Raw genomic sequence first — 22,632 nt, forward strand, 5'->3', positions numbered from 1 at the left:
CAAGAAGATCGCGAAGAAGCCGGCGAAGCCCGTAGCCAAGAAAGCTGCGAAGCCTGCTGTCAAGAAGCCTGTCAAGGCCAGCAAGCCTGCCGCGAAGCCCAAGGCCAAACCCGTGAAGGCGGCCAAGCCCGTGGCGAAGAAACCCGTGAGCAAACCGGTTGCGAAACCCGTGGCGAAGAAGGCCGTGGCCAAGCCTGCACCGAAGCCTGCAGCCAAGGCTCCCGTGAAGCCTGTTGCGAAGGCTGTTGCCAAAGCCCCGGCAAAGGCTGCTTCAAAGCCTGTTGCTCCGGTGAAGGCCGCGCCTGCAGCAGCCAAACCTGTAACCAAGCCGGCCCCAGTGGCCGCCCCCAAGCCCGTGAAGAAGGAAGCGAAGAAGGAAGCGAAGGAGCCCAAGGCACCGGCTGCACCGTTGGTGACACAAGTATCAGCGCCCATGCGCCCGGTATCCGCACCGGTCGTGAAGAAGCATGTGAGCACCTTGGAAAGCGCCGACAAGGCCCGCTACAATGACGATGAGCTTGAGGAGTTCCGCGAGATCATCAAGAAGAAGCTCGATGAGGCCCGTAAGGACTACGACCTTCTGAAGCAGACCTTGGCCAACACGGACAACAATGGCACCGACGACACGAGCCCGTCGTTCAAGATGATCGAGGATGGGAGCGAGACCCTGAGCCGTGAAGAGACCGCGCAGCTCGCCGCACGACAGGAGAAGTTCATCAAGCACCTCGAGGACGCCTTGCTGCGTATCCGCAACAAGACCTACGGCATCTGCCGCGTCACCGGCCGGTTGATCAGCAAGGAGCGCCTGCGCTTGGTGCCCCATGCGACGCTGAGCATCGAGGCCAAGCAGCAGATGGGCAACTAAGCCAAGGGGCTGCTATTCCGCTCAAGGCCTTGAAGCGCGCTGCCGCCATCATCCTGCTCGTGCTGCTGGCCGATCAGGCGCTGAAGGTGTGGGTGAAGCTCACCTTCACCATCGGGCAGCACATCCCGGAGCACCTCGATAGCTGGTATTACCTCCACTTCATCGAGAACGAGGGCATGGCCTTCGGCATGAAGCTCGGCGGGGAGTATGGAAAACTGGCCCTGACTCTGCTCCGCATCGCTGCCGTGTTCGGCATCGGCTTGGCCCTGCGCCGCATGGTAGCTCAGCAGGCCTCCTTGCTGCAGGTGGTCAGCGTCTCGCTTGTGTTCGCGGGCGCCCTCGGGAACATCATCGACAGCACGTTCTATGGACTGCTCTTCAGCGCCAGCACCCCGCACGAGGTCGCTGAATTCCTGCCGGCCGCCGGCGGTTATGCAGGTTTGTTCCACGGCGCCGTGGTGGACATGTTCCACTTCCCCATCTGGCGCGGGCAGCTCCCCCTTTGGTTGCCGCGCATCGGTGGATCCTACTTCGAGTTCTTCCAGCCGGTCTTCAACATCGCCGATGCGGCCATCACCATGGGCATCGTTCTCTTCATCCTCGCGCAGCGCCGCCTGAAGCATGCGCCTGCTGAAGCCCCGGCACCGGACAAGCCGGATGAGGCCCCGTCATCGCCCGTGACTTCAGCGGACTCGCCACTTAACCTTTGATGAACCGCAGCTCGATGCGGGCCCCATCGCTGCTCACGACATGCACGGTGTAGTGGCCGGGCGCCAAGCGCGCACTCGGCACCGGAACGCGTAGGTCTTCCACCACTGGATTGGCCGCAATAGCCATCCGCCCCAAGGCATCAATCACCTCCAGGCGCACTTGTCCGCTCATGCGCCCGCCCACGTGCAGCCACGCATCATCCGTAACCGGGTTCGGATAGATCAACGAGCGGTCGCGGTCCTCGAACACGGCCATTGGCAGTTTGAGCACGAGGTTCTGCCCGCTCACGATCCAGAGGTCCGGGTCGAACTGAGCGGAATCGGCCTGGAACGGAAGGTCGAACTCGAAGCGCTGCCCGCTGCTCAGATGGTTGAGCCGGACCAGCTCTTCCTGGCCATCGCCGGTGAAGCGCAAGGCCACCGGCATCTCGAAGAATCCGACGCTTGCGTGCGAGGTCGTTTGGTCGATCCCGACATGCACCCGGCCTTCGGCCTCCTGCGCCCAAGCCACTTGATACGTGGGGAATCCCTGGCCGCTGTGCCAATCCGCCATGAACTCTGAAAGGCTCAAGCCGCTGGCGGTTTCCAAATGCGCCACGAGCTGCGCGGTCACTGCGCTTCTGTTGCGCACCAGGGGGTCGTTGAGATAGTCTCGAACGCCTTGGAAGAAGGCCTCGTCGCCGCACACCCAGCGCAGCATGTGCAGCAGCAGCGCGCCTTTCGCATAGGTGAGCCGCACATCGAAGAGCCGTCCGATATTCAGCGTGTCGGTGACGAGCACGCTGCCGCCGGGCTGTGAGGTCACCTGATTCATGCGCGCACGGATCTGCGGCTTCCAGTACTGCGGCGCGAGGCGCTCGTAGCAGAGCATCTGCAGGTAGGTGGCGAACCCTTCATTCAGCCAGAGGTCCTGCCAAGTGCCGCAGGTGACCAGGTTGCCGAACCACTGATGCGCCGCTTCGTGCGCAATGAGCTCGTACCATAGGCCGCCCATGAAGCTCATGGTCTGGTGCTCCATGCCGCCGCCCCAGCCGAACTGCGCATGCCCGTACTTCTCATCAGCAAAGGGGTAGGGCCCGAAGAGCTCGCTATAGAGCTGCAGCTGCGCCACTATGTCGTTGCTAGCGATCTGCCAAGCACCGAGGTTCTCGGGGTAGCAGTAGTTGAGCACCTCCACATCGCCATCGGCCAGTGGAACAGTGTTGCTGAACACGCTGTAATTGGTGACCGCAAGCGCGATGAGGTAATAAGCAATCGGGTGCCGATGGCGCCAATGGAAGCGCACCTCCCCGTTGCCCAGATCGGTTTCTTCGATCAGCAGCCCGTTGCTCGCCACACGGTTGCCAGTGGTTGTGGTCACGATCAGGTCCAGCGAATCGGCCTTGTCGTTCAGGTCCTGCTTGCACGGCCACCAATCCTTCGCGCCATAAGGCTCGCTCAGGGTCCAGACGATGGGCGCGCCATCATGTTCGGCCTGGGCGAACGACCCGAATCCGTTCTGCGGCGGTTCGCCGGCGTAGGCGATGGAGACCTCGGCGGTCTCTCCTTCCGCAATGGGGTCGGGCAGCAACAAGGTGAGTTCGTCGTCCACGTGCAGATAGGCAACGGCAGTGCCGTCCACGATGGTTGAAGAGACGATAAGGGCATTGCTGAGATCGAGTTCAATGGCCTCCAGCTCCGCCAACGCCGTGATCCGGTGGGTAACAAGACCGGAGATGGCGCGCACCGCAGGGTCAATCACCAGGTCGAGGCGGTGATGAACCATGTCGTACCCGCGGGAAGGCTCGCTTCGTCCCTGGCGTTGAGCAAGTCCCGCATGGCAGCACGCCTCGTCGGAGGCGATGCGCTCGATGGCGTGCGGGTCATAGCAGACCTGTGCTGCGATCAGCCAGGGTGCCGATGCGGCAAGGACGAATGCAAGCGCGCGCATAGCGCCAAGGTAAGGTGGGGCAGCCCCTACATCACGGCCGATACCACGGCACGCACCGCCTCGCTCCGGCCCATGGTGTAGAAATGCAGGCATGGCGCGTTGCGCTCCCGAAGCTCCTTCGCCTGCGCGATGCACCATTCGATGCCGAGTCGCTTCACCTCGAGGTCGCTTCGGCATTTCACCAGTTCGTTCGCGAAGGCATCGGGCAGGTCCACACGGAAGGTCTTCGGGAGGAAGGCGATGTGCTTGAGCGTGGTGAGCGGTTTGAGGCCCGGGATGATGGGCACCATGATCCCTGCTTCGCGGCAGAGATCAACGAAGTGGAAATACTTCGCGTTGTCGAAGAACATCTGCGTCACAAGGTACTCGGCACCCGCATCCACCTTCTGCTTCAGATAAGCGACATCGACGTTGAGATTGAGCGCCTCCGGATGCTTCTCCGGGTAGCAGGCTGCGCCCACGCAGAGGTCGGTGGGGGCGGCCTCCTGCTCTTCCTCGTGAAGGTACTTGCCGTGGTTGAGCCCGTTGATCTGCCGGATCAGGTCCACGGCATGCGCATGGCCATCGCGTTCCGGCGTGAAGTGCGCCTCGTTCTTGATGGCATCGCCACGCAACGCCAGCACGTTGTCGATGCCCAGGAAGTTGAGCTCGATCAGCGCGTCCTCGGTCTCTTCCTGGCTGAAGCCGCCGCAGATCAGGTGCGGCACCGTGTCGATGCCGTACTTGGCCTTGAGCATGGCGCAGATGCCCACCGTGCCCGGCCGTTTCCGCAGGCGCACGCGCTGGGTAAGTCCATTGCCCTTCTCTTTATAGATCACCTCCTCCCGGTGATAGGTCACGTTGATGAAGCTCGGGCCGAATTCGATCAGCGGATCGATGCCCTCGTAAATGGACCGGATGTCCCTCCCTTTCAACGGAGGGAGGATCTCGAAGCTGAAGAGGGTGCGGTCGGCCTTGCGCAAGTGGTCGATGACCTTCATCCGATGGGCGTTTTCAAAGGGCGGCTAAAGTAGGAAGGCCCTTCACGGTGGAAGGGCCCTCCATTGTTCAAAGCCTCGAGCCCTCAGCGCAGAACGGTGATGTGACCGGTGCGCTCGGACTTATCGCTCAAGGTGAGCACATAGAAATAGGTGCCGTCAGGCACATCGTCGCCTTTCCAAGTGTTCTTGTAATTGGTAGCGGAGTACACCTTGTTGCCCCAGCGGCCGTAGATCGTCAGCTCGTTCCCCCAGTACTCGATGTTGTCGATCACGAAGTAATCGTTGGCGCGATCGCCGTTGGGGGTGATCACATTGGGGATGGTAATGTCCGGCGGGAAGATCACGAAGATGTTCGTCACCGAGTGCGAGCAGCCATCGGCCGTGGTCACGGTGAGCGTGACCGCGTATTGCCCGGGGTTCTCGAATGTCCATGAGGGATTCTGGGCCGTGCTGCCAGCGCCCTGGTCATCGAAGTCCCACGACCAGGAAGTGATGGTGCCGCCCGCGATGGTGGAGAGGTCAGTGAAGTCAACCGTAGTGCTCATGGGCTGCGGCGATTGAGGGCTGGTGCCGAAATCAGCTACCGGATTGTTGGCCACGAGCACTTGATAGGGCGCCGAGACTCCGGAGCACCCTTGCGCGGTGGTAACGGTCACTGTGTAGGTACCGGTCCCCACGGTGATGGTGGGCGTGGTGGCTTGATTGCTCCATGCATAGGTGGCATAGGGCTCAGTGGTGGAGAGCGTAGCGTTCGCTCCACCGCAGCTGAACGGCGGGCCCGTGATAACCGGAGAGGGTGCAGGGGCTTCCGTAACGGTAAGCGGATCCGAAGTGAGCGGGCAATTGCCGTAGGCCACGGTCACGGTGTAAGTCCCGGCGCCCACCTGCACATTGGAACCGAAAAGGCTGCCAGGCTGCCAGATGTAGGTGTCGAAACCCGCCGGAGCGGAAAGCTGCGCCAGGCCGCCGCTGCACACGACAGGGTTGCCGCCAATGATGATGGGGGCTTGCGGCGATGGTGTCACGGTCACGGTGATGGTGGTATCGTAAGTGCAGCCGAAGTTGTCCGTTACCGAGAAATTGTAGTCGAAGGTCCCGGGCGTGGCACCCACCATCGTCGCGCTGTACGGGTCGTTCGGGTCGCTGATCAGGTTCTGGCCCGTCCATGCAGCAGAGTCGGCGGTCTGACCGAGCACAGGCGTGTATACCGTGAGGCTGGGGAAGAGGTCCGGATCGAATGTGATTGACCAATCGCAGATGTAACCATTATCGATGGCGAAGAGGTCAGTAATGGTGAATGTCCACTGGCCATTGAGCGGGCAACCGATCAGGTTGCTGAAGGGCTGCACGCTCTCATAGGTTCCGGCCGGGATCGTACCCCCGGCATTCTCGATCCAGGTGCCATTCGTGGCGGTGGGGCTCCAGCAATACTCCCAGCAGGTCCCCGGCGTTTCCGACTCGTCATCAACTGGCACCCCGATGTAGGTGCCGCCGCCACCTTGCTGGTGGAACACGGTGGTCTGGCCATTCGGACAGGCAATCTGGATCACCAGGTCGCCCATGTAACTGTGCTCCATGGTGGCGCATACGCTCAACAGGTCGGTAGGGTCGGTAAGCGTTTGGCCTGGGTCGAAATTGGTGAACGTGATGGCGGTGGTGAAAGGGACACCCTGCAGATCGGGGAGGAATAAGCCACCGCCCAAATTGCTTTCCGGCAAAGCGGACCAGGTTACTGCGGTAGGGCTCGAGACCAATGGCAACGTATCGCCTTGGCAGATCGTGGTGTCGCCCGTTGTTCCCGTGAAGAGCGGCGTGGTGCTGACGAGAACCTGCAGATCAACCACGTTCACGCTCGCGCAGTCGTTATCGTCGACTACCGTGACTTGCACAACGTATTCGGCGGGATCCGTGAAGGCGTGCGTCACCACCTCTCCGCTGGTGCTATCAACCGTGCCGTCAGCGAAATCCCAGATGTATTGTTCGATATTGAAGCCGCTCGCTGCTGTCGATGCGCTGGCATTGAACGTGATCTGCTCGCCCTGGCAGGCCAGCAAGGGAATGGCGCTGCCGAAGGTGGCCACGGCCGTAGGGGGCTCGCAGGGCTGGAAGCAGGTGATGTTGGCTGCGAAGTCGCCAGTGCCCGTGCCGTTGCTCGTAAAGACCACCGTGAGGCAGCCAGTCGGGTTAGCGAAGCTCGCTGAGATGATTCCTGGATTGTCGCCTGCCGCCCAGGTGCCGATCAGCGGCGCGCTCGTGTTGTCCCCGTCATAGATGCTCATCTGGTCATTCGGTGACACCCCGGCCGAGCTCAGATTGAATATCACCCACTGCAGCGAGATGGCCGGCCCTGATCCATCGGGGCAGATCACCGAGGTGAAGTTCTCATTGTCACCGTACGGGCCGCCGTTGCCATTGCTGTCCAGGAACGCCCCTTGGCAGGCATTCACATTGGGCTGGTTCATGTAATACTCCTGCGCATTGGCGGTCAGCGCTGCAGCGGTCAAGCCAACTGCGATCCAGCTTCGCAACATCATTCGGCGTGTGGTGTTGATCATCGTAGTACCGTCACATGGCCGGTGTATTCCGACTTGTCCTGCAGGGTGAGCACATAATAGTACGTGCCATCGGGCAGGTCATCGGCCTTCCACGTGTTCCTGTAATTGGTTGCTTCGTAAACCTTCTGGCCCCAGCGATTGAAGACCGTGAGGTTGTTCACCCAGAACTCGATGTTGTCGATCACGAAGAAATCGTTCTGGCGGTCGCCATTCGGCGAAATCACGTTGGGGATGGTGATGTCGGGCGGGTAGATGTCGAAGCGCTGCATTATCGTATCGGTGCACCCGAAGGCGTTGGTCACAATGAGCGTGACCCAGTACTGGCCTGGGTCGCCATAGGTCCATGCGGGCGACTGCTCATCGCTGCCGTTGCCCGAAGGATCGAAGGTCCACTGCCAATCCGTGATGGCGCTTCCTTGCCCGTTGCTCAGGTCGGTGAATTGCACGGTAGTGCCAGTGGGCTGCGGTGAATCCGGTTCGGTGCCGAAATCTGCTACCGGGTCGTTCGCCACGGTCACTGCATAAGGCGCCGAGGTGCCTGTGCATCCGTTGGCATCGGTCACAGTGACGGTAACCGAACCGCTGCCGCTCTGCGCGGTGCTTGCCGTGCTGCCGGTGCTCCAGTTGTAGCTCTGGAATGGCTGGGTGGTAGCGAGCAGGACCGGAGTGCCGCCGCAGCTGAAGTTCGGTCCTGTGATCACCGGCGCGGGGTTCGGCACCTGCGTTACGGTGAAGGTGTTGGAGAAAGTGGTGCAGGGCCCTATGCTGGCTGCCACGAAATAGGTTCCTGCTTGCACGCTGATGGATTGGCCGACCGCGTTGTTGTTCCAGGTGTAAGTCTCGAAGCCGGGTGTGGCGCTGATGTTCACGATGCCTCCTTCGCAGAGCTGCGCCGGACCGGTGATCGAAACCGGCGGCAGCACGATCTCCTGCACGGTGACCTGCGATTCATAGATGCAATTCAGGAATTGCGCGGTGATGCTGTACGAACCAGCGGTGACCGTGATCGACTCATCGAAGGCTCCGGTGCTCCATTGGATCAGGTCGTAGAGCGAGCCATTCACGCTCAGCGTGGTGTTGGCGCCTTCGCAGTATTGCAGTGCGCCGGTGATCGCGGGTGGGCCCGGGTCCTGCTCAACCACGGTAAAGGGTGCGGAAACATTCACGCAGCCTTGGTAGTAGCCTGTCACCGTGTAGGTTCCTCCCCCAACGAAAACGGTCTGATCGGTCTCGCCGGTGCTCCATAAGAGACTGTCGTAGCCGAATGAGGCCGTGAGGTCGGGGAGCGGCTCACCGCAATAGAGGTCAGGACCCGAGATGGAGAGCTCAGGTGCGTTCACGATGGAGACCGTGAATGGCGGAGATGTGAGCTGGCAAAGACCGTTGCCGCCCGTCACGGTGAAGGTGCCGGGCTGATTCACGGTAATCGAAGGACCGCTCTGGCCGTTGCTCCAAACAAAGTTCGAGAAGGGGCCGGTGGCCGTGAGTGTAGTGCTCTGCCCTGCGCAGATGGCCGCGGGCCCGACGATCGCTGGGGGGCTCGAGGGCGCTGGCGTCACTTCGATCACGATATCGATGATGGAACTGAGATTCGGAGTGCCATCGTCGGTACCGGTGAAGGTGACCGTGTGAAAGCCGATCTCACCTGCCGTGGGCGTGAACTGCCCGGTGACAGAAGCCACGATTCCGCTGGTGTTGGAAATCTCCGTCCATGAGCTGATGGTGGGCGCACTGGAGGTGGCCACCGTGGTCTGGTTATTCTCGGGTGAGAGAAAGGTGAGTTCAAGGTCTGCGGTCTGGCCCACGCAGGCACGCAGCGTATCGCAGAGGTAAAGGCCAGCGGCGATGGGCGGGATGTTCTGCGTGCTGGTGACCGTGGTGAACACGAAATTCTTGAAGTCGAGCCAACTGATGCCATCCGGGACACCGAACGGTCCGTCGTAATCACTGCCTGCGTGATCGAAACGACCGAACTGGATGAAGTCCGTGCCATTGCCGCGGTTCGCGCCAACGGTTGCTGGAATGCCGCCGAAACCGCCGACGCCTTGAGATGCGCTGCCGGTGGTCCACTGCATGTCCTTATAGCAGAAACTCACGTTCTTCCCAATGCCGACCACCGGATCATTGCCATCGGTGATGATCACCTGGAACCAATTCCGCTTATCGGTCTGTTGGTTGAAATAGCCCACGCCCACCCAGTTCACGTACATGGCCGTGGGTGTGATCTTGTACCAGACCTGCCCGCCATTCCCTCGGGTATCCACATCCGCCCAGAAGGGCGCTACCATCCGGTTGTTCGCGTTGGGGAAAGCCGTGGCGCTGAATGTGCCGAATGCTTGCAGGAATGAGATGTTGCCGTTGTTGTTGATGAAGCAGGAAGTGTACGTGTCTCCGTACAGGTTGAAGGTGAAGGGAAGCGGCAGGTTGCCGGTGGATCCATCGTCGTTCGGCGCCATGGCCAATGTGTAACTGGCGTCCGGCTCAATCCAGCAATTGCAATCGTCTGGGCCGCCACCACGCTCTTCGCCACCGCTTGGTGGTACCAGATCGCTTTCTGGAGCAGGGGTGCTAGGCATGGCGCCCGGAGCCAGCGTGCCCGCAAGCTTGGCGGCATGGTAATCTGCTGCGCCCATGATCAATGGGCCCTGGGAATGAGCACTTGCGCAAATCAGAAAAGCTGCCAGGGCAAGGAGTCGGGTGCGCGCCATCATCCAGTCGGATATTAAATCCTCGCCTTTCCGCGAAGGGCCGACAAACTTACGCAGCGCATCCGGCTGATTCTCAATTAGTGCTGCCGCGGTTCAGCCACACCACTTTGCCATCGGCCACCACGCGGCCTCCGAGTGTTATTGCCTCCACCGCAACGAGGTACATGCCATCGTCGCAATTAATGCCCTGCCACTCATCATCGATGCTGGCCGAGCTGAACACGAGCTGGTTGTTCTTCATGCTATACACGCGCACCAGCACGCTGCTGAAGCCCTGCCGTGGCAGGATACGGTAGGTGTCGTTAATGCCATCGCCATTCGGGGTGAAGGTGTTGGGCATGAATAGCTTGGTAGCTTCCTCATCCACAGGCATTTCGGTCGTTGAGCCCGACCCCGTTGACGGCTGTTCCGCCTGTTGCTCGGGTATGGAAGGCTGTTCGGTTGGCGCTGGCTCATAAGCCAGTACTTCGAGCATGGTCTGTACCGTGAGCCCTTCGATGATCTGCTCGACCACCTCGACCTTTTCCTCCGCGGGTGGGGCTTGTACCGGGGTCGAAGAGGCGCTGGTCAAAAGAGCGGGACCCGCCCCATTCTCGGGAAGGACAGGGTTGCGGGCAGCGGTGGGCGCCGCGACCGGTGCCATAGAGGCTTCGACAACCGGTTCCGCGATGAGATTCTCAAAGACCGGTTCCGTTGCAGGATGTCCCTGCTCTTCGACTGTCATTGTATCAGCAATGGCGGCTTCAGGCTTGCCTCCATTAAGCGCGATGACGAGTGCGCCAATGGCCACGACCCCTGCAATGCCCGCCGCCATCCATCCAAAGGAGCTTGCCCAGCCGCCTCCGGCCACTGGATGCCCGAGTTGGCTGCTGATGCCGTTCCAAATGCTCGGATCAACGGCCGACTCGTGATTCTGGAACCGTTCGCGGAACAGGTCATTCACAGGGTCCGAAACAGGTGCGGCGGTAAGCAGCTTGGCCTCGATCACGGCCCACGTGCCGGGATCCACCGGTGCCTCGTGGCCCTGGAATCGCTCGTGGAACAGGTCGTTCAGGCTATTCTTCATGGTCGTTAGCATAGGGTGCGCCCACTTCTTTGGGCAGCAGCTTGCGCAGATAGGCCCGCGCTTTCATGAATTGCGACTTGCTCGTGTTCTCAGAGATGCCCAGCTGCTCCGCGATCTCCTTGTGCGCGAAGCCTTCAATCGCAAAAAGGTTGAACACCGTGCGGTATCCGGGCGGAAGAGCTTGAATCAGCTCCATCAGCTCGTCCGTGGTCATGGTGGTGAGCACTTGCTCATCTGCTTGGTGAAGGTGCTCGGCCTCGGTGAGGTCCACGCTGTGGTCGTACGGCTTGTTGCGCCGAATATGGTCCAAGGCCGTATTCACCATGGTCCGCGCGATCCAGCCGCCCAAGGGGCCGTCGCCTCGGTAGTGGTCCATCTTCTGGAACACCTTCACGAAGCCGTCCTGGAGCATGTCCTGGGCCTGTTCACGGTTGCCGGCATAACGCATGCAAATGCTCATCATCTTCCTGGCATAGGCCTTATAAAGAGCCTTCTGCGCAATCGGGTCGCCATTGATGCATCCGGAAACGAGTTGTTCATCCGTCATGGCGGTCCGTGTTCTATGATTCGGGTCTGGCAACGGAAGTTGCCTGAGCGCGGCCCTCTCCGCTAAGACACTCGCAAGGCGGTCCGCTCCTATCGAATCAGGGTCACCGATCCTGAGATCTCCACCTTGTCGCGCGACCCTGCCGGCCAAGCCTCCAGATGCCAGACATAAACCCCCAAGGGCATGGCTGCCCCGGCCGTGCCAAAGGTGCCATCCCAGCCTTCGCCCGAGGTGGTGCTGTAGAGTTGGCGCCCCCACCGATCGAATACCTGAAACCGACTGAGCCCCAGCTCCATCCCCATCATGTAGGGAAAGTACTTGTCATTCAGGCCATCGCCATCGGGCGTGAAGGCAGTTGCGGCTAAAAGACCAACGGGCTTCATGGGCAGCGCTGGAAGCACCCCAAGGTCATCCACCTCCGCATTGCTCCCCACCTCAACCATGGTTTCAGCTCCAAGCACCTGACGATCAGCTTCCACCCGGATCAGGCTCGGATGAGCGTCGTTGCCATTCTGAGCCAACGCGCTCAGGGCGAAGGCCAGGGTCGAAAGAGCCGCGATTCGGGGGAGCGTATGATGGCGCATGCGTGATGGGGTGTAAGCTGCTTCAATTATGGATGGCCAGGACGCGCAATGGTTGCTTGTCGTCGGCTTCGAGCCACCTAAGGTAGCGCCTTCCCCGCACAGCGCAAGCCATTGGGGTACATTCGCGCGCCCTTACAACGCCCTCCCCGACCGGATTCATGGAACACATCCGCAACTTCTGCATCATCGCCCACATCGACCACGGAAAGAGCACCCTGGCCGACCGCCTCTTGCAGATGACCGGCACCATCGCCGATCGCGATATGCAAGCGCAGGCCCTTGACGATATGGACCTGGAGCGCGAGCGCGGGATCACCATTAAGAGCAAGGCGATCCAGATGGACTACACCCTCAATGGGAAGAAGTACGTCCTGAACCTGATCGACACCCCCGGCCATGTGGATTTCAGCTACGAAGTGAGCCGCAGCATCGCCGCCTGCGAAGGCGCGCTGCTCATCGTGGACGCCACCCAAGGCATACAGGCGCAGACCATCAGCAACCTCTACCTGGCGTTGGAGCACGACCTGGAGATCATCCCCATCCTTAACAAGATGGACCTCGCGAGCGCGAACCCCGAAGAGGTGAAGGACCAGATCGTGGACCTGTTAGGCTGCAAGCGCGAAGAGATCATGGCGGCCAGCGGCAAGACCGGCCTCGGCGTGGATAAGGTACTCGAGGAAATCGTGCATCGCATCCCCGCTCCGAAAGGCGACCCGAACGCACCGCTGCAGGCACTCATCTTCGACAGCGTCTTCAATCCCTTCCGCGGCATCATCGCCTACTTCCGCGTGAAGAACGGCACCATCCGCAAGGGCGACCAGGTGAAGTTCTTCAACACCGGGGTCGAATACGGCGCCGACGAGGTGGGCTGCTTGAAAATGGAGATCCAGCCCCGCCCCGATGTGAAGGCGGGCGATGTGGGCTACATCATCAGCGGCATCAAGACCGCCAGCGAGGTGAAGGTGGGCGATACGATCACGCACCGTGATCGCCCATGCGCCGAGGCCATACACGGGTTCGAGGAAGTGAAGCCCATGGTTTGGGCGGGCATCTTCCCCGTGGATACGGACGACTATGAGGAGATGCGTGATGCCATGGAGAAGCTCCAGCTCAACGACGCCAGCCTGACCTGGACGCCCGAGAGCAGCGCAGCGCTCGGATTCGGGTTCCGCTGCGGCTTCCTAGGCCTGCTGCACATGGAGATCATCCAGGAGCGGCTGCAGCGCGAGTTCAACATGAGCGTGATCACCACCGTGCCCAACGTGGGTTACGTGATAACCAAGACCAACGGAGAAGTATTCGAGATCCACAATCCGAGCGAATTGCCCGATGTGATGCACATCGAGAAGATCGAAGAGCCGTACATCAAGGCGCAGGTGATCACCAAGGCCGAGTACACCGGCGCGATCATGACATTGTGCATCGAGAAGCGCGGCATCCTCACCGGCCAGAACTACCTCACCACCGACCGCGTGGAGCTCAGCTTCGAACTGCCGCTGGGCGAGGTGGTCTTCGATTTCTACGACAAGCTCAAAAGCATCTCGCGCGGCTACGCCAGCTTCGATTACCACCCGGTGGGCCTGAAGGAGAGCGACCTGATCAAGCTCGACATCCTCCTCAACAGCGAACGCGTGGACGCCCTGAGCGCGCTCATCCACCGCGACCATGCGCATGAGCTGGGCAAGAAGATGTGCAGCAAGCTGAAGGAGCTCCTCCCCCGCCAGCAGTTCGACATCCCGATCCAAGCGGCCATCGGCGCGAAGATCGTGGCCCGCGAAACGGTGAAGGCCCTGCGCAAAGACGTTACCGCGAAGTGCTACGGCGGCGACATTTCGAGGAAGAGGAAGCTCCTCGAGAAGCAGAAGGAGGGGAAGAAGAAGATGAAGCAGATCGGCACGGTGGAAGTGCCGCAGCAGGCCTTCCTCGCGGTGCTGAAGCTGGATTGAACCTCGGCGCCACACTGTACGCTCATCGGCATGGAACGCTCGCAGCAGGGTCGATTCGCCCGAACCCTGGTACTATCGCTCTTCTTCCTGTCTGGCTTTGCTGCACTGCTTTACCAAGTGGCGTGGCAGCGCATGCTGGTCTTCTACACGGGCTCAGACACGGTGAGCATCAGTTTGATCGTAACGGCCTTCATGTCCGGCCTGGGCCTTGGCTATCTGGTTGGCGGCAGGTTAGCCGACGCCAATGAACCACGCAGGAACCTGATGCTCTTCGTGGCCGCCGAGCTGGGCATCATGCTCTTCGCGGCTGGCAGCAAGCACATCCTGTACGATTGGCTCTACCTCTCTGCTTCCGGTGCGCACTTGGGCACCATGGGCAATATGGCCCTGGTCTTCTTGGTGCTCTTGCTGCCCACATTCCTGATGGGGCTCTCACTGCCAGTGCTCTCCCGTGCGTTCAGGCTGAGCGCCATGTCGCAGCAGGCGCGCTACATCAGCTCGCTCTATTTCATCAACACGTTGGGCGCCGGCATCGGTGCCTTGGTCACTGGCGTGGTGCTCGTTCGTGCCTTCGGTTATTCCGGTTCCATCTGGCTCGGCGTGGCCTTGAATGCGGCATGCGCCATTGGCGCGGTCGTCTTGGCCTTGCGGCGCCCAGCCAACGGTGCCGATGCGCGCGAATGCGCGAATGCCGTACGCCTCCCCTTGCGCGCAACGCCGGCGCTCGTGGCTTGGTCAGCACACTATGCGATCTCCGGCTTCGCAGCGCTTTCGCTGGAGCTGATCTGGTTCCGCGTGTTGGAGACCATGATCAAGTCCGTGGCACTCACCTTCTCCATCCTGCTGGCCATTTATCTCGTGTCCATGGCCATCGGCACCGCAGTGGGCGGGCGCATGGCGGCCTCGCGCGGCATCCTGGGCCGTGAGCGACTGTTCCTTCGGGCGCAGATGCTGCTCTATGGGAGCATGGCCTTCGTTTTCTTGGCGCTGCTGGCAGTTATCTGGCGCACCGATGCGTTCCTCTTCCTGCGGGAATACCTGCTCAGCTACGAGCCAGACCTGCGTCCGCGCATGCTGCTCTGCACCTATGTCATCGTGCCCCTTTTCCTCATGTTCCTGCCCACGTTCCTCATGGGCATGAGCTTCTCCGTATCGCAGGCTATCGTGCAGGATCGCTTCGAGGAAGTGGGGCGCAAGGTGGGCTGGCTGCAGTTCGTGAACATCGTCGGCTCTGCCGCAGGCGCCTGGTGCATCACCTGGGTCGGGTTCCGCAGCTTGGGCACTGCCCCGATGATCAAGGCCATTGCGCTCATCGGGCTGGTCTACGCAGCGGTGTCTTTCAAGCGCCATGCTCGCGAGCGTTGGAGCGCTGGCTTCTATGCTCTTGTGCTGGTGGTCATGGTGGCCGTTCTTCCGGGCAATCAAGAGCTGTGGATGAGGCTCAGCGGCATGGAACTGAAGGAGCGCTTCATCTGCGAGGAGAATGAATCGGGGCTCTCCATCATCAAGAGGTACGATCGCGGGAAAGGGCTGGTGGGCGTGGTGTTCGCCAATGGACTCGGGCAGAGCATCATGCCCTATCACCAGGATCTCGTTCATGCACGGCTGGGAGCTCTTCCGGTGCTGCTGCATCCGAATCCAGTGCATGTCGCGGTGATCGGACTCGGTTCCGGTGGCACCGTGTATGGCATTTCATCCCGGCCGGAGACGCGCCGGATAACGTGCTTCGAGATCATGAGCAACCAGGCTCTGGCCGTGCGCGCATACGCCGATCGCGTGGGCGATTCAGCCATCGTGCACCTGCTCGAGGATCCTCGATTGCGCTTGGTCGCAGGTGATGGCAGATACCAGCTCCGCGCGTCGGCAGAGCGGTATGACGTGATCGAGGCCGATGCCCTGCGGCCTAATTCGAGCTATTCCGGTAACATCTATTCCAAGCAGTACTTCGAGTTGCTGCGCGAAAGGCTGCTGCCGGGAGGATACGCCGTTACCTGGTGCCCTACCCCGCGGGTGAGGCGCACATTCTGCAGCGTATTCACGCACGTGGCCGAGGTGCCCGGCTTCCTGCTCATCGGCAGCGAACAGCCCATCGTGATCGATTGGAGGCTCGTGAACGAGCGGCTCCAGGACCCATTCACGCGCGCGCGATTCGATCTCGCTGGCATCGACGCGGCGGCCCTGCTCGATGGCATGGAAGAGCGCCTGGGGCTGATCGATCCCGCCGAGGTCCCGGCAGAGGACATCAACTTGGACCTGCATCCGCGCGACGAGCACGAGCTGCCTTATTCTCAGGAAATGATCAAGCGGAAGCTGCGCGAAGCGCTATTCCGTTGAGCGGGCCTTCACCCCCGCGGCACATTGCGCGCCGGGTTCCCGATGGCCGCGCATTTCGCGGGCACATCCTTCACCACCACGGCGCCCGCTCCGATGGCCACATCATGCCCGATCGTGATGGGCCCGATGATCACGGCATTCGCGCCGATGTCCACACGATCGCCGAAGCGGGGCGCGCGGCTGTAGCTGCCGTCCTTCAGTTGCTTGTTGCCGATGGTGCAGCTGTTGCGCACGGTGCAATCCGCGCCGAAAACGGTTCCGTCGTTCACCACCAGCGCTTGACCATGCTCTATGCGGAAGCCCGGTCCGATGCGCGTCTTCCAAGGCAGCTCGATGCACAGGAACCACTCCACGCCGATGCGGTATGCGATGAAGTAGGGCAAGAAGAGGATGAACGTGATGGGGCTCTGGCGCAGCAGGTGCGCGATGCGGAACAGCAGCATCACCAGCCGGCTCTTGGGGTTGCCCTTGCCGGCCGCCCAGTCCTGGAAGATGTTCCACGCGCTGGCCATCACTGCTGCTTGCCCGCCAAAGGTGAGACGTGCTGGTTGAAGATCAGCTTGAGCCCTTGCGGCACGTAGAGCGCGAGCCTCACCAGCTGGCTCAACGCCACGCCGAAGGGCCCATGGCCGATGGCGCGGCTCACCAAGCGTCCTTCGCGCAGCATCCTGCCCAAGGGCACGCGCATGCTGGCGCCGCCCGCCGTGAAATGTGCCAGCGGCTCGGCGAGGTAGAGGAACTGCCGCGGCGTTTCCATCCACGCGTCAACCGTCCACTTGTGGTCGCCGCTCACCTTGATGGTGATGTCGAACGGATGCGTGGCATAGTAGCTGCGCCGAACGAAGAACGAAGGATGATTGAGCACCATCTCCCAATACTTCAGCAGGAATCCGTTCAGGCGCGCCCGCTTCACCTTGCTGTGCCCATTAGGGTACTCGAGCCAGATGTCGCCATGCACGATGTTGATGCCGCTCTTGCCGCGCACCGCGCCCATGGCGCGCTCCACGCTGTGCGGTGCGTACCAGTCATCCGCATTGATCAGCCCCACCCATTCGCCGGTGCAGAGCGCCACACCCTTGTTCATGCCGTCGTAGATGCCCTTGTCACGCGCGCTCTCCCAATAGGAAAGCCGGTCCTCATAGCGGCGAATGATCTCCAGCGTGCCATCGGTGCTTCCGCCATCGACGATGATGTACTCGATGTTCGGGTACGATTGCGCCAGCACGCTCTGGATGGTGCGCTCAAGCGTGGCCGCTCCGTTGAATACGACTGTCACGATGCTCACCAGGGGCGCATCAGCGCGCTGTTCGGGAGCGATCCCGCGCGTGCGCTGCCCTCCGTGCAGTAAGGCGTCCATTGCGGCAAAGGTCAACCGTGCATTGCGTTGCCTGCTCCAGGGGCGCACAGGGCTTTCAACAGGTCGGCGGTGATGCGGCAGGCCCACCTGTAACTTCATCCGCCTTCGCGCGTCACACCCTCAGGCACCGGCTCCCTCCCCGATGACCATCGCTGAATTCAACGCCGCCGTGGACGCGCATGCCGATGGCCTGTACCGCTTCGCTTTGAAGCACCTGCGCGATGCTGATCACGCGAAGGATGTGGTTCAGGAGAGCTTCGCCCGGCTCTGGGCCAGGGTGGATCAGGTAGACGGGGCCAAGGCGAAGAGTTATCTGTTCACGACCGCGCACCACGCCATCGTCGACGAGACCCGCAAGGGTGGTCGCGTGCGCCGCATGGAAGAGCACCATGCGGACCTTCAGCACACAAGCATGGCCCAGCCAGACCTGAAGGCCGTGCTCGATGCCGCGCTGGCTGCGCTTCCGCCGATCCAGCGCAGCGTGGTGCTGCTTCGCGACCTCGAGGGCTACAGCTACGAGGAGATCGCGGAACTCACCGGGTTGAATCTGCCGCAAGTGAAGGTGTACATCTACCGCGGCCGTACGGCACTCAAGGACCACATCGGCCAACTCGACCTGGTGCTATGAGTGAACGCCTCGGCCCCCACAACTACGAGGCCTGGCTGCTCGATCAGCTGGACGGGCAATTGACAGCCGAACAGGAGCGAGAGCTCGAAGCCTTCCTGATCGCCCACCCGCAGTTCAGGCCCTCGGAGGAGGCATTACCCATGGTCGATGCCGATTCCGCTCGGTTCCCCGACACGGACCGCGATGCCCTCAAACGCACGCTGCCCCCGACGGGCTCCGTCACCGCGCTGACGCTGCACGACCACCTCATCGCCCGGCATGAAGGGGATTTGAACCCGGAACAGGAGCAGGCCCTGACGGAGTTCCTGAGATCTCGTCCCACGGCACAGCGCACGGACCGCCAATACGCGCACGCCCGAATCACCCCGGAGCCAATTGCCTTCAATAACCGTGGATCGCTTCATCGCGCTTTGCCGCCTGCAGGTCGGCCCACCTTGGGCGATCTGGAAGATTTCCTCGTGGCCCGGCTCGAAGGCGACCTGAGCACAGAACAAGAACGCGCCCTCGACGAGCTATTCGCGGAACACGAGCAGGCTCGGAAGGAGTGGGCCCTAGTGAAAGCGACCCGCATTGCTCCTGAGACCATCGTGTTCAGCGGGAGGCCCGGACTCAAGCGCTCGGCGAAGGTGATTGCCATTGGCGCCTGGGGAAAGGCGTGGCGATTGGCTGCGGCCGCCTCCATCGCGCTGCTGCTGGGACTCGGCTGGTGGTGGTCGCGCAGCGAAGGCAATGCGGATCCCGGCTTCGCTCATCGAGGAACAACCATTCCGAAAGCGGCTCAGCAACCGCATCCCGAAGGCGGACAACCTGATGAGCGCGATGAAGTTCCGGTCTCTGATTCAATCGTGGAGCCCATTGAATCGAGTGCGCCTGTGCATCACCAACCACAGGAGCGACAGGTCGTCGAATCGCCCCTGATACCTGAACCTGCGGAGCCGCTGCCACCAGCACCGGAGCCAGAAGATGCACCGATGGCGCACGTGCCGGTTGAAGATGCGCTGACACCGGAGCCGAATCCACGAACCGAAGAGCCGGCCGTGCTCGCGCAAGCCGATGCGGTCGGGCAGCGCGCCATCGAAGGTGCCGTGCCCACGATGGGGCAAGCGTTCACCGGTGCCGTGCGGGAACGCTTGTTGGCCCTGGAAGCCGAGCCCACCCGGCCCTTGGACGCCACGGATGCCGAAGCCGCAGCCGATCGCGCGTTGCGCGCCGTGGCCGGTGATCGCGCAGGCTTCGTGGTGAAGCGTGATGGCCGGGGCCGCAGCCGAGGCTTCGACCTGCGCCTGAGCCGCCACCTGGCGCTGAGCGCGCGCCGCTGAGCACTGAGCGCACCGCCCATCATCGCGGGAGCACCGCTCATCATCCAGCCACCGTATTTCTGTAACGAGGCCGGCCGTGGCCCCGTCCTATGCGCAATCAACGCAACACCACCACTGCCATGAGAACCCGCATCGCTCGATTCCTGCTCGTCTTCGCCTCAGTCCTCACCTTGGGCTACGCCCGTGCCGCCGAGCCGATCCCTGGAAATGCGCCAGCCACCGCCACCGTGCTCGAGCGCGCGCTCGACCGGGCCCTGAACCGCCACATGAGCTATCCCTGGCTGGAACAGGGGGATATGACGGGCAAGGTCTTCGTGAGCTTCAACATCGACGCGGAAGGCAAGGTGCAAGTGCTCACCTGCAACAGCTCCAACGAGCGCCTTCGGGCCTACGTGCTGCGCAAGCTGGCGCGCATCGACATCGGCAGCAATCCCGAAGGCATCTGGAGAACCACGCACATGGTCATCGACTTCCATCCCGAGCGCCAAGGCTGATAGGCAGCGGCAGCTTGGAGCGTAACGGCCTCGCGGGAGCGGGGCCGTTCGCATTTGCATCGCGCTGTAACTCCGCTTGCATGAGTTCGTCCTATGGCCAAGAAGACTAACCCATGAAAACTGCGCTCCTGATCTCCTCCATTCTGCTGCTGTCCCTTACCGCCAACGCGCAGAACGATACCGCCGTTTCTCCCGACCGCATGCAGGCGTTGGAGTTGCGCCTGCAGAGCGATGAAGGCCTCACCGTGAAAATGACCGAAGGCGACACCGTGGTCGCCAAGGGCGGCTTCACCATCGACACCAAGTACAAGCGGATCACGGTGAAGACCGAGCCCAAACCTTGGGTCAGCAAGGAGGACAGCATCAACGAAGTGCTTCGCGACAAGCGCCGCGAGCGCCGCAACCAGTTCACCAATTGGGCCGGGGTCGATGCCGGCGTGAACTTCCTCACAGGTGCCGATGGCGATGCGGACCTCGATGCCAGCGCCGAGTTCATGCAGATTGACCACGGTCGCTCGCGGTTCCTGAGCATCAACTTCATGGAGCAGAAGATCGAGTTCGGCACGCACCACGTTGGCCTGCTCACCGGCCTGGGCTGGGAATTCGTGAACTATCGCCTGAAGGAGAATGTGCTCTTGGCGCAACAGGGCGATAGTGTCTTCGGTGTGCCGGTTGAAAGCCCTGACATCGATAAGAACAAGCTGCGCATGATGGGCTTCCGCATGCCCTTGATGCTTGAGTTCAACACCAAGCGCGCGCCCTTGCCCAGCGCTTCCGACCTCGAAGCCGCCCGAGCCGACACCACTGGCGCCCTCGCGAAGCGCTACCGTTACTCGCGCCGGAAAAACGTCAATCTTGCGGTGGGCGTGGTGGGCAGCTGGTACTTCGATACCATGTACAAGCAGCGCTACCAAGTGGAGGGCAAGACCGTTCTGGACCGCGACAAGGGCGGCTTCAACCTGCTGCCCTACCGCTTGGCAGCGGCTGCTCGCATCGGCTTCGGCAAGTTCACGCTATTCGCAGAGCGTTCGCTCACGCCGCTCTTCCAAGAGGGCAAAGGGCCGGAGCTCATCCCCTGGGCGGTGGGCTTGCAGTTGGTCGGGTTCAACTAGCGCGCAGGCGCTACGAGGGGTTGGGCCCCGGGCCGTGAGCGAGTCCTCCAAGCAGAGGGCACGGCTCGCGGCTCACTGGCTACATTCGCGCTCCGCAAACGGCCACGCCTCATGGGACGCATCTTCGAGAAACGCAAGCACAAGATCTTCGCGCGCAACGCCAAGCTCAGCAAGCTCTTCACCCGCATCGGCAAGGAGATCGCCATGGCCGTGAAGGCCGGTGGGCCGAACCCCGAAGCGAACAGCCGCCTCAAGGTGGCCATCCAGAACGCACGGGGCATGAACATGCCCAAGGACAACATCGACCGCGCGATCAAGAAGGCGGCGGGCGGCGGCGAGGCGGACTTCAGCGAAATGAACTACGAAGGCTACGCGCCCGGTGGCGTTGCCGTGTTCGTGGACGTGGCCACCAACAACCCCACGCGCACCGTGGCCAATGTGCGCAGCTTCTTCTCCAAGTGCGGAGGGACCCTGGGCACCTCCGGATCGCTTTCGCACGTGTTCGAGCGCAAGGCCGAGTTCGTGCTGGAAGCCGCCGCCCTCAAAGGCCGCGATCCCGATGAATTCGAGATGGAGCTGATCGATGGCGGCGCCGACGACGTGCTGCGCGATGAGGAAGGATTCATCATCTACGCGCCATTCGCCTCCTTCGGCACCATGCAGCAGAAGCTCGAGCAGCTCGGTGTGGAAGTGAAGAGCGCCGAACTGAAGCGCTTCCCGCTCTCCACCATGCCGGCCGATATCACCACTGCTCGGGCCGTGCTCAAGCTCGTTGACCTGCTCAATGAGGACGACGATGTGAATGCCGTGTACCACAACATGGACATCACGGAAGAGGTGGAGGCGGAACTGGAGGCGGAATAGGTTGCTGGGGTTCGAGCCTTGCCGTTGACCATGTATTGACCGTCATCCGCTGTCCAAGAATGAAGAAGGGCGACCATTACGGGTCGCCCTTCTTCATTCAGTTGCTTCTTTCGGCTCAAGCCGCAGCAGCTTCCTCGCGCTTGTTCGGCAGCAGCTGGAAGTTGCTCATCACGACCTCGGTGATGTAGCGCTTACTGCCGTCCTTGGCTTCGTAGCTGCGGTGCACCAGGCGCCCTTCGAGCATCACGGGTGATCCTTTGCGCAAGAGGCGCTCGGCCATCTCGGCGGTCTGGCCCCAGGCCACCACGGTGTGCCATTGAGTGTCGGTGACGCGCTCGCCGCTGGCGTTCTTGTAGCTGTCGTGCGTGGCTACTGACAGCCGGGCCACTTTGCGGCCTTTTGCAATCTCGCGCACTTCGGGGTCGAAGCCGAGGTTCCCTACGAGGTGGACTTTGTTCTTCAGCGTGTTCATGGTACTTGGGTTTTTGTGTGTTTGACTTTCGGTTTCCGCCGACCGGTGCTGATGCCGACCGACGCTGCAAACATTTTCCCAAGCAGCACCGGGGATTCGGCTAGTACCCGGTTGTAAGTGGTTACAGCCGTTTGCTACCGTTTGCTTGGGGGCGGTGCTTT

At 61.5% G+C, this 22,632-nt stretch carries 19 protein-coding genes; 9 read left to right on the forward strand and 10 right to left on the reverse strand.

Annotated features, from left to right (window positions below):
• The first annotated feature begins 433 nt into the window (after positions 1 to 433).
• Both IPK70_00750 and IPK70_00755 read left to right on the forward strand, forming a co-directional pair.
• On the forward strand, positions 434 to 865 hold the full coding sequence (locus IPK70_00750) for a TraR/DksA family transcriptional regulator (protein ID MBK8225686.1): 432 nt from the start codon (positions 434 to 436) through the stop codon (positions 863 to 865).
• 29 nt (positions 866 to 894) lie between these two features.
• Entirely contained in the window at positions 895 to 1,575 is a 681-nt protein-coding gene (locus tag IPK70_00755) for a lipoprotein signal peptidase (protein ID MBK8225687.1), read from the forward strand.
• Here the strand turns inward: IPK70_00755 and IPK70_00760 are convergent.
• The 7 genes from IPK70_00760 to IPK70_00790 form a co-directional block, all read right to left on the reverse strand.
• Entirely contained in the window at positions 1,565 to 3,505 is a 1,941-nt protein-coding gene (locus IPK70_00760) for a T9SS type A sorting domain-containing protein (protein MBK8225688.1), read from the reverse strand. The two genes, IPK70_00755 and IPK70_00760, sit on opposite strands and share 11 nt — an antisense overlap.
• Positions 3,506 to 3,531: 26 nt before the next feature.
• Positions 3,532 to 4,485, reverse strand: a complete 954-nt coding sequence (gene metF / locus IPK70_00765; GenBank protein ID MBK8225689.1) for a methylenetetrahydrofolate reductase [NAD(P)H] — start codon at positions 4,483 to 4,485, stop codon at positions 3,532 to 3,534.
• An 83-nt stretch (positions 4,486 to 4,568) separates the two neighbouring features.
• Positions 4,569 to 7,019 carry a gliding motility-associated C-terminal domain-containing protein gene (locus IPK70_00770; protein MBK8225690.1) on the reverse strand — a complete coding sequence of 817 codons (2,451 nt, stop codon included), beginning with the start codon at positions 7,017 to 7,019 and terminating at the stop codon, positions 4,569 to 4,571.
• Between the two features lie 17 nt (positions 7,020 to 7,036).
• Positions 7,037 to 9,673: a gliding motility-associated C-terminal domain-containing protein gene (locus IPK70_00775; protein ID MBK8225691.1), complete on the reverse strand. Its 2,637-nt coding sequence runs from the start codon at positions 9,671 to 9,673 to the stop codon at positions 7,037 to 7,039.
• Positions 9,674 to 9,821: 148 nt separating this feature from the next.
• Positions 9,822 to 10,814, reverse strand: a complete 993-nt coding sequence (locus tag IPK70_00780) for a gliding motility-associated C-terminal domain-containing protein (protein MBK8225692.1) — start codon at positions 10,812 to 10,814, stop codon at positions 9,822 to 9,824.
• The gene (locus tag IPK70_00785) at positions 10,804 to 11,361 is read right to left on the reverse strand and encodes a sigma-70 family RNA polymerase sigma factor (GenBank protein MBK8225693.1); all 558 of its coding nucleotides are present in this window, start codon (positions 11,359 to 11,361) and stop codon (positions 10,804 to 10,806) included. The genes IPK70_00780 and IPK70_00785 overlap by 11 nt, the downstream gene beginning before the upstream one ends.
• An 89-nt stretch (positions 11,362 to 11,450) precedes the next feature.
• Positions 11,451 to 11,945, reverse strand: coding sequence for a gliding motility-associated C-terminal domain-containing protein (locus tag IPK70_00790; protein MBK8225694.1), 495 nt, complete (start codon positions 11,943 to 11,945; stop codon positions 11,451 to 11,453).
• Between the two features lie 158 nt (positions 11,946 to 12,103).
• Between IPK70_00790 and lepA the strand changes: the two genes are divergently transcribed.
• Together lepA and IPK70_00800 are read left to right on the forward strand one after the other, a co-directional pair.
• Positions 12,104 to 13,891, forward strand: a complete 1,788-nt coding sequence (gene lepA, locus IPK70_00795) for an elongation factor 4 (protein ID MBK8225695.1) — start codon at positions 12,104 to 12,106, stop codon at positions 13,889 to 13,891.
• Between the two features lie 30 nt (positions 13,892 to 13,921).
• Positions 13,922 to 16,225, forward strand: a complete 2,304-nt coding sequence (locus IPK70_00800) for a spermidine synthase (protein ID MBK8225696.1) — start codon at positions 13,922 to 13,924, stop codon at positions 16,223 to 16,225.
• Between the two features lie 8 nt (positions 16,226 to 16,233).
• Here the strand turns inward: IPK70_00800 and IPK70_00805 are convergent, their stop codons facing one another.
• Together IPK70_00805 and IPK70_00810 are read right to left on the reverse strand one after the other, a co-directional pair.
• Positions 16,234 to 16,737, reverse strand: coding sequence for a serine acetyltransferase (locus tag IPK70_00805; protein MBK8225697.1), 504 nt, complete (start codon positions 16,735 to 16,737; stop codon positions 16,234 to 16,236).
• Entirely contained in the window at positions 16,737 to 17,681 is a 945-nt protein-coding gene (locus IPK70_00810) for a glycosyltransferase (protein MBK8225698.1), read from the reverse strand. Before IPK70_00810 ends, IPK70_00805 begins: the two co-directional genes overlap by 1 nt.
• Positions 17,682 to 17,724: 43 nt before the next feature.
• Between IPK70_00810 and IPK70_00815 the strand changes: the two genes are divergently transcribed.
• The 5 genes from IPK70_00815 to IPK70_00835 all read left to right on the forward strand — a co-directional run bounded on the left by IPK70_00815 (position 17,725) and on the right by IPK70_00835 (position 21,999).
• The gene (locus tag IPK70_00815) at positions 17,725 to 18,210 is read left to right on the forward strand and encodes an RNA polymerase sigma factor (GenBank protein ID MBK8225699.1); all 486 of its coding nucleotides are present in this window, start codon (positions 17,725 to 17,727) and stop codon (positions 18,208 to 18,210) included.
• Entirely contained in the window at positions 18,207 to 19,529 is a 1,323-nt protein-coding gene (locus IPK70_00820; GenBank protein ID MBK8225700.1) for a hypothetical protein, read from the forward strand. The genes IPK70_00815 and IPK70_00820 overlap by 4 nt, the downstream gene beginning before the upstream one ends.
• A gap of 119 nt (positions 19,530 to 19,648) precedes the next feature.
• The gene (locus IPK70_00825) at positions 19,649 to 20,023 is read left to right on the forward strand and encodes a hypothetical protein (GenBank protein MBK8225701.1); all 375 of its coding nucleotides are present in this window, start codon (positions 19,649 to 19,651) and stop codon (positions 20,021 to 20,023) included.
• A gap of 113 nt (positions 20,024 to 20,136) precedes the next feature.
• A complete protein-coding gene (locus tag IPK70_00830) occupies positions 20,137 to 21,135 on the forward strand; it encodes a hypothetical protein (protein ID MBK8225702.1) in 999 nt (332 codons plus the stop codon).
• Positions 21,136 to 21,246: 111 nt separating this feature from the next.
• The gene (locus IPK70_00835; protein MBK8225703.1) at positions 21,247 to 21,999 is read left to right on the forward strand and encodes a YebC/PmpR family DNA-binding transcriptional regulator; all 753 of its coding nucleotides are present in this window, start codon (positions 21,247 to 21,249) and stop codon (positions 21,997 to 21,999) included.
• A gap of 115 nt (positions 22,000 to 22,114) precedes the next feature.
• On the opposite strand, the gene IPK70_00840 is transcribed toward IPK70_00835, so the two are convergent.
• The gene (locus IPK70_00840; protein MBK8225704.1) at positions 22,115 to 22,471 is read right to left on the reverse strand and encodes a single-stranded DNA-binding protein; all 357 of its coding nucleotides are present in this window, start codon (positions 22,469 to 22,471) and stop codon (positions 22,115 to 22,117) included.
• Positions 22,472 to 22,632 lie beyond the last annotated feature (161 nt).

The organism is Flavobacteriales bacterium, from assembly GCA_016712535.1.
Lineage (GTDB): Bacteria > Bacteroidota > Bacteroidia > Flavobacteriales_F > PHOS-HE28 > PHOS-HE28.

Excerpts from the sequence above, each read along its gene's own strand:
- IPK70_00750 (MBK8225686.1), top strand. The coding sequence starts at position 434 with ATGCGCCCGGTATCCGCACCGGTCGTGAAGAAGCATGTGAGCACCTTG.
- IPK70_00760 (MBK8225688.1), bottom strand. The coding sequence starts at position 3,505 with ATGCGCGCGCTTGCATTCGTCCTTGCCGCATCGGCACCCTGGCTGATC.
- metF (MBK8225689.1), bottom strand. The coding sequence starts at position 4,485 with ATGAAGGTCATCGACCACTTGCGCAAGGCCGACCGCACCCTCTTCAGC.
- IPK70_00770 (MBK8225690.1), bottom strand. The coding sequence starts at position 7,019 with ATGATGTTGCGAAGCTGGATCGCAGTTGGCTTGACCGCTGCAGCGCTG.
- IPK70_00775 (MBK8225691.1), bottom strand. The coding sequence starts at position 9,673 with ATGGGCGCAGCAGATTACCATGCCGCCAAGCTTGCGGGCACGCTGGCT.
- IPK70_00780 (MBK8225692.1), bottom strand. The coding sequence starts at position 10,814 with ATGAAGAATAGCCTGAACGACCTGTTCCACGAGCGATTCCAGGGCCAC.
- IPK70_00785 (MBK8225693.1), bottom strand. The coding sequence starts at position 11,361 with ATGACGGATGAACAACTCGTTTCCGGATGCATCAATGGCGACCCGATT.
- IPK70_00790 (MBK8225694.1), bottom strand. The coding sequence starts at position 11,945 with ATGCGCCATCATACGCTCCCCCGAATCGCGGCTCTTTCGACCCTGGCC.
- lepA (MBK8225695.1), top strand. The coding sequence starts at position 12,104 with ATGGAACACATCCGCAACTTCTGCATCATCGCCCACATCGACCACGGA.
- IPK70_00800 (MBK8225696.1), top strand. The coding sequence starts at position 13,922 with ATGGAACGCTCGCAGCAGGGTCGATTCGCCCGAACCCTGGTACTATCG.
- IPK70_00805 (MBK8225697.1), bottom strand. The coding sequence starts at position 16,737 with ATGGCCAGCGCGTGGAACATCTTCCAGGACTGGGCGGCCGGCAAGGGC.
- IPK70_00810 (MBK8225698.1), bottom strand. The coding sequence starts at position 17,681 with ATGAAGTTACAGGTGGGCCTGCCGCATCACCGCCGACCTGTTGAAAGC.
- IPK70_00815 (MBK8225699.1), top strand. The coding sequence starts at position 17,725 with ATGACCATCGCTGAATTCAACGCCGCCGTGGACGCGCATGCCGATGGC.
- IPK70_00820 (MBK8225700.1), top strand. The coding sequence starts at position 18,207 with ATGAGTGAACGCCTCGGCCCCCACAACTACGAGGCCTGGCTGCTCGAT.
- IPK70_00825 (MBK8225701.1), top strand. The coding sequence starts at position 19,649 with ATGAGAACCCGCATCGCTCGATTCCTGCTCGTCTTCGCCTCAGTCCTC.
- IPK70_00830 (MBK8225702.1), top strand. The coding sequence starts at position 20,137 with ATGAAAACTGCGCTCCTGATCTCCTCCATTCTGCTGCTGTCCCTTACC.
- IPK70_00835 (MBK8225703.1), top strand. The coding sequence starts at position 21,247 with ATGGGACGCATCTTCGAGAAACGCAAGCACAAGATCTTCGCGCGCAAC.
- IPK70_00840 (MBK8225704.1), bottom strand. The coding sequence starts at position 22,471 with ATGAACACGCTGAAGAACAAAGTCCACCTCGTAGGGAACCTCGGCTTC.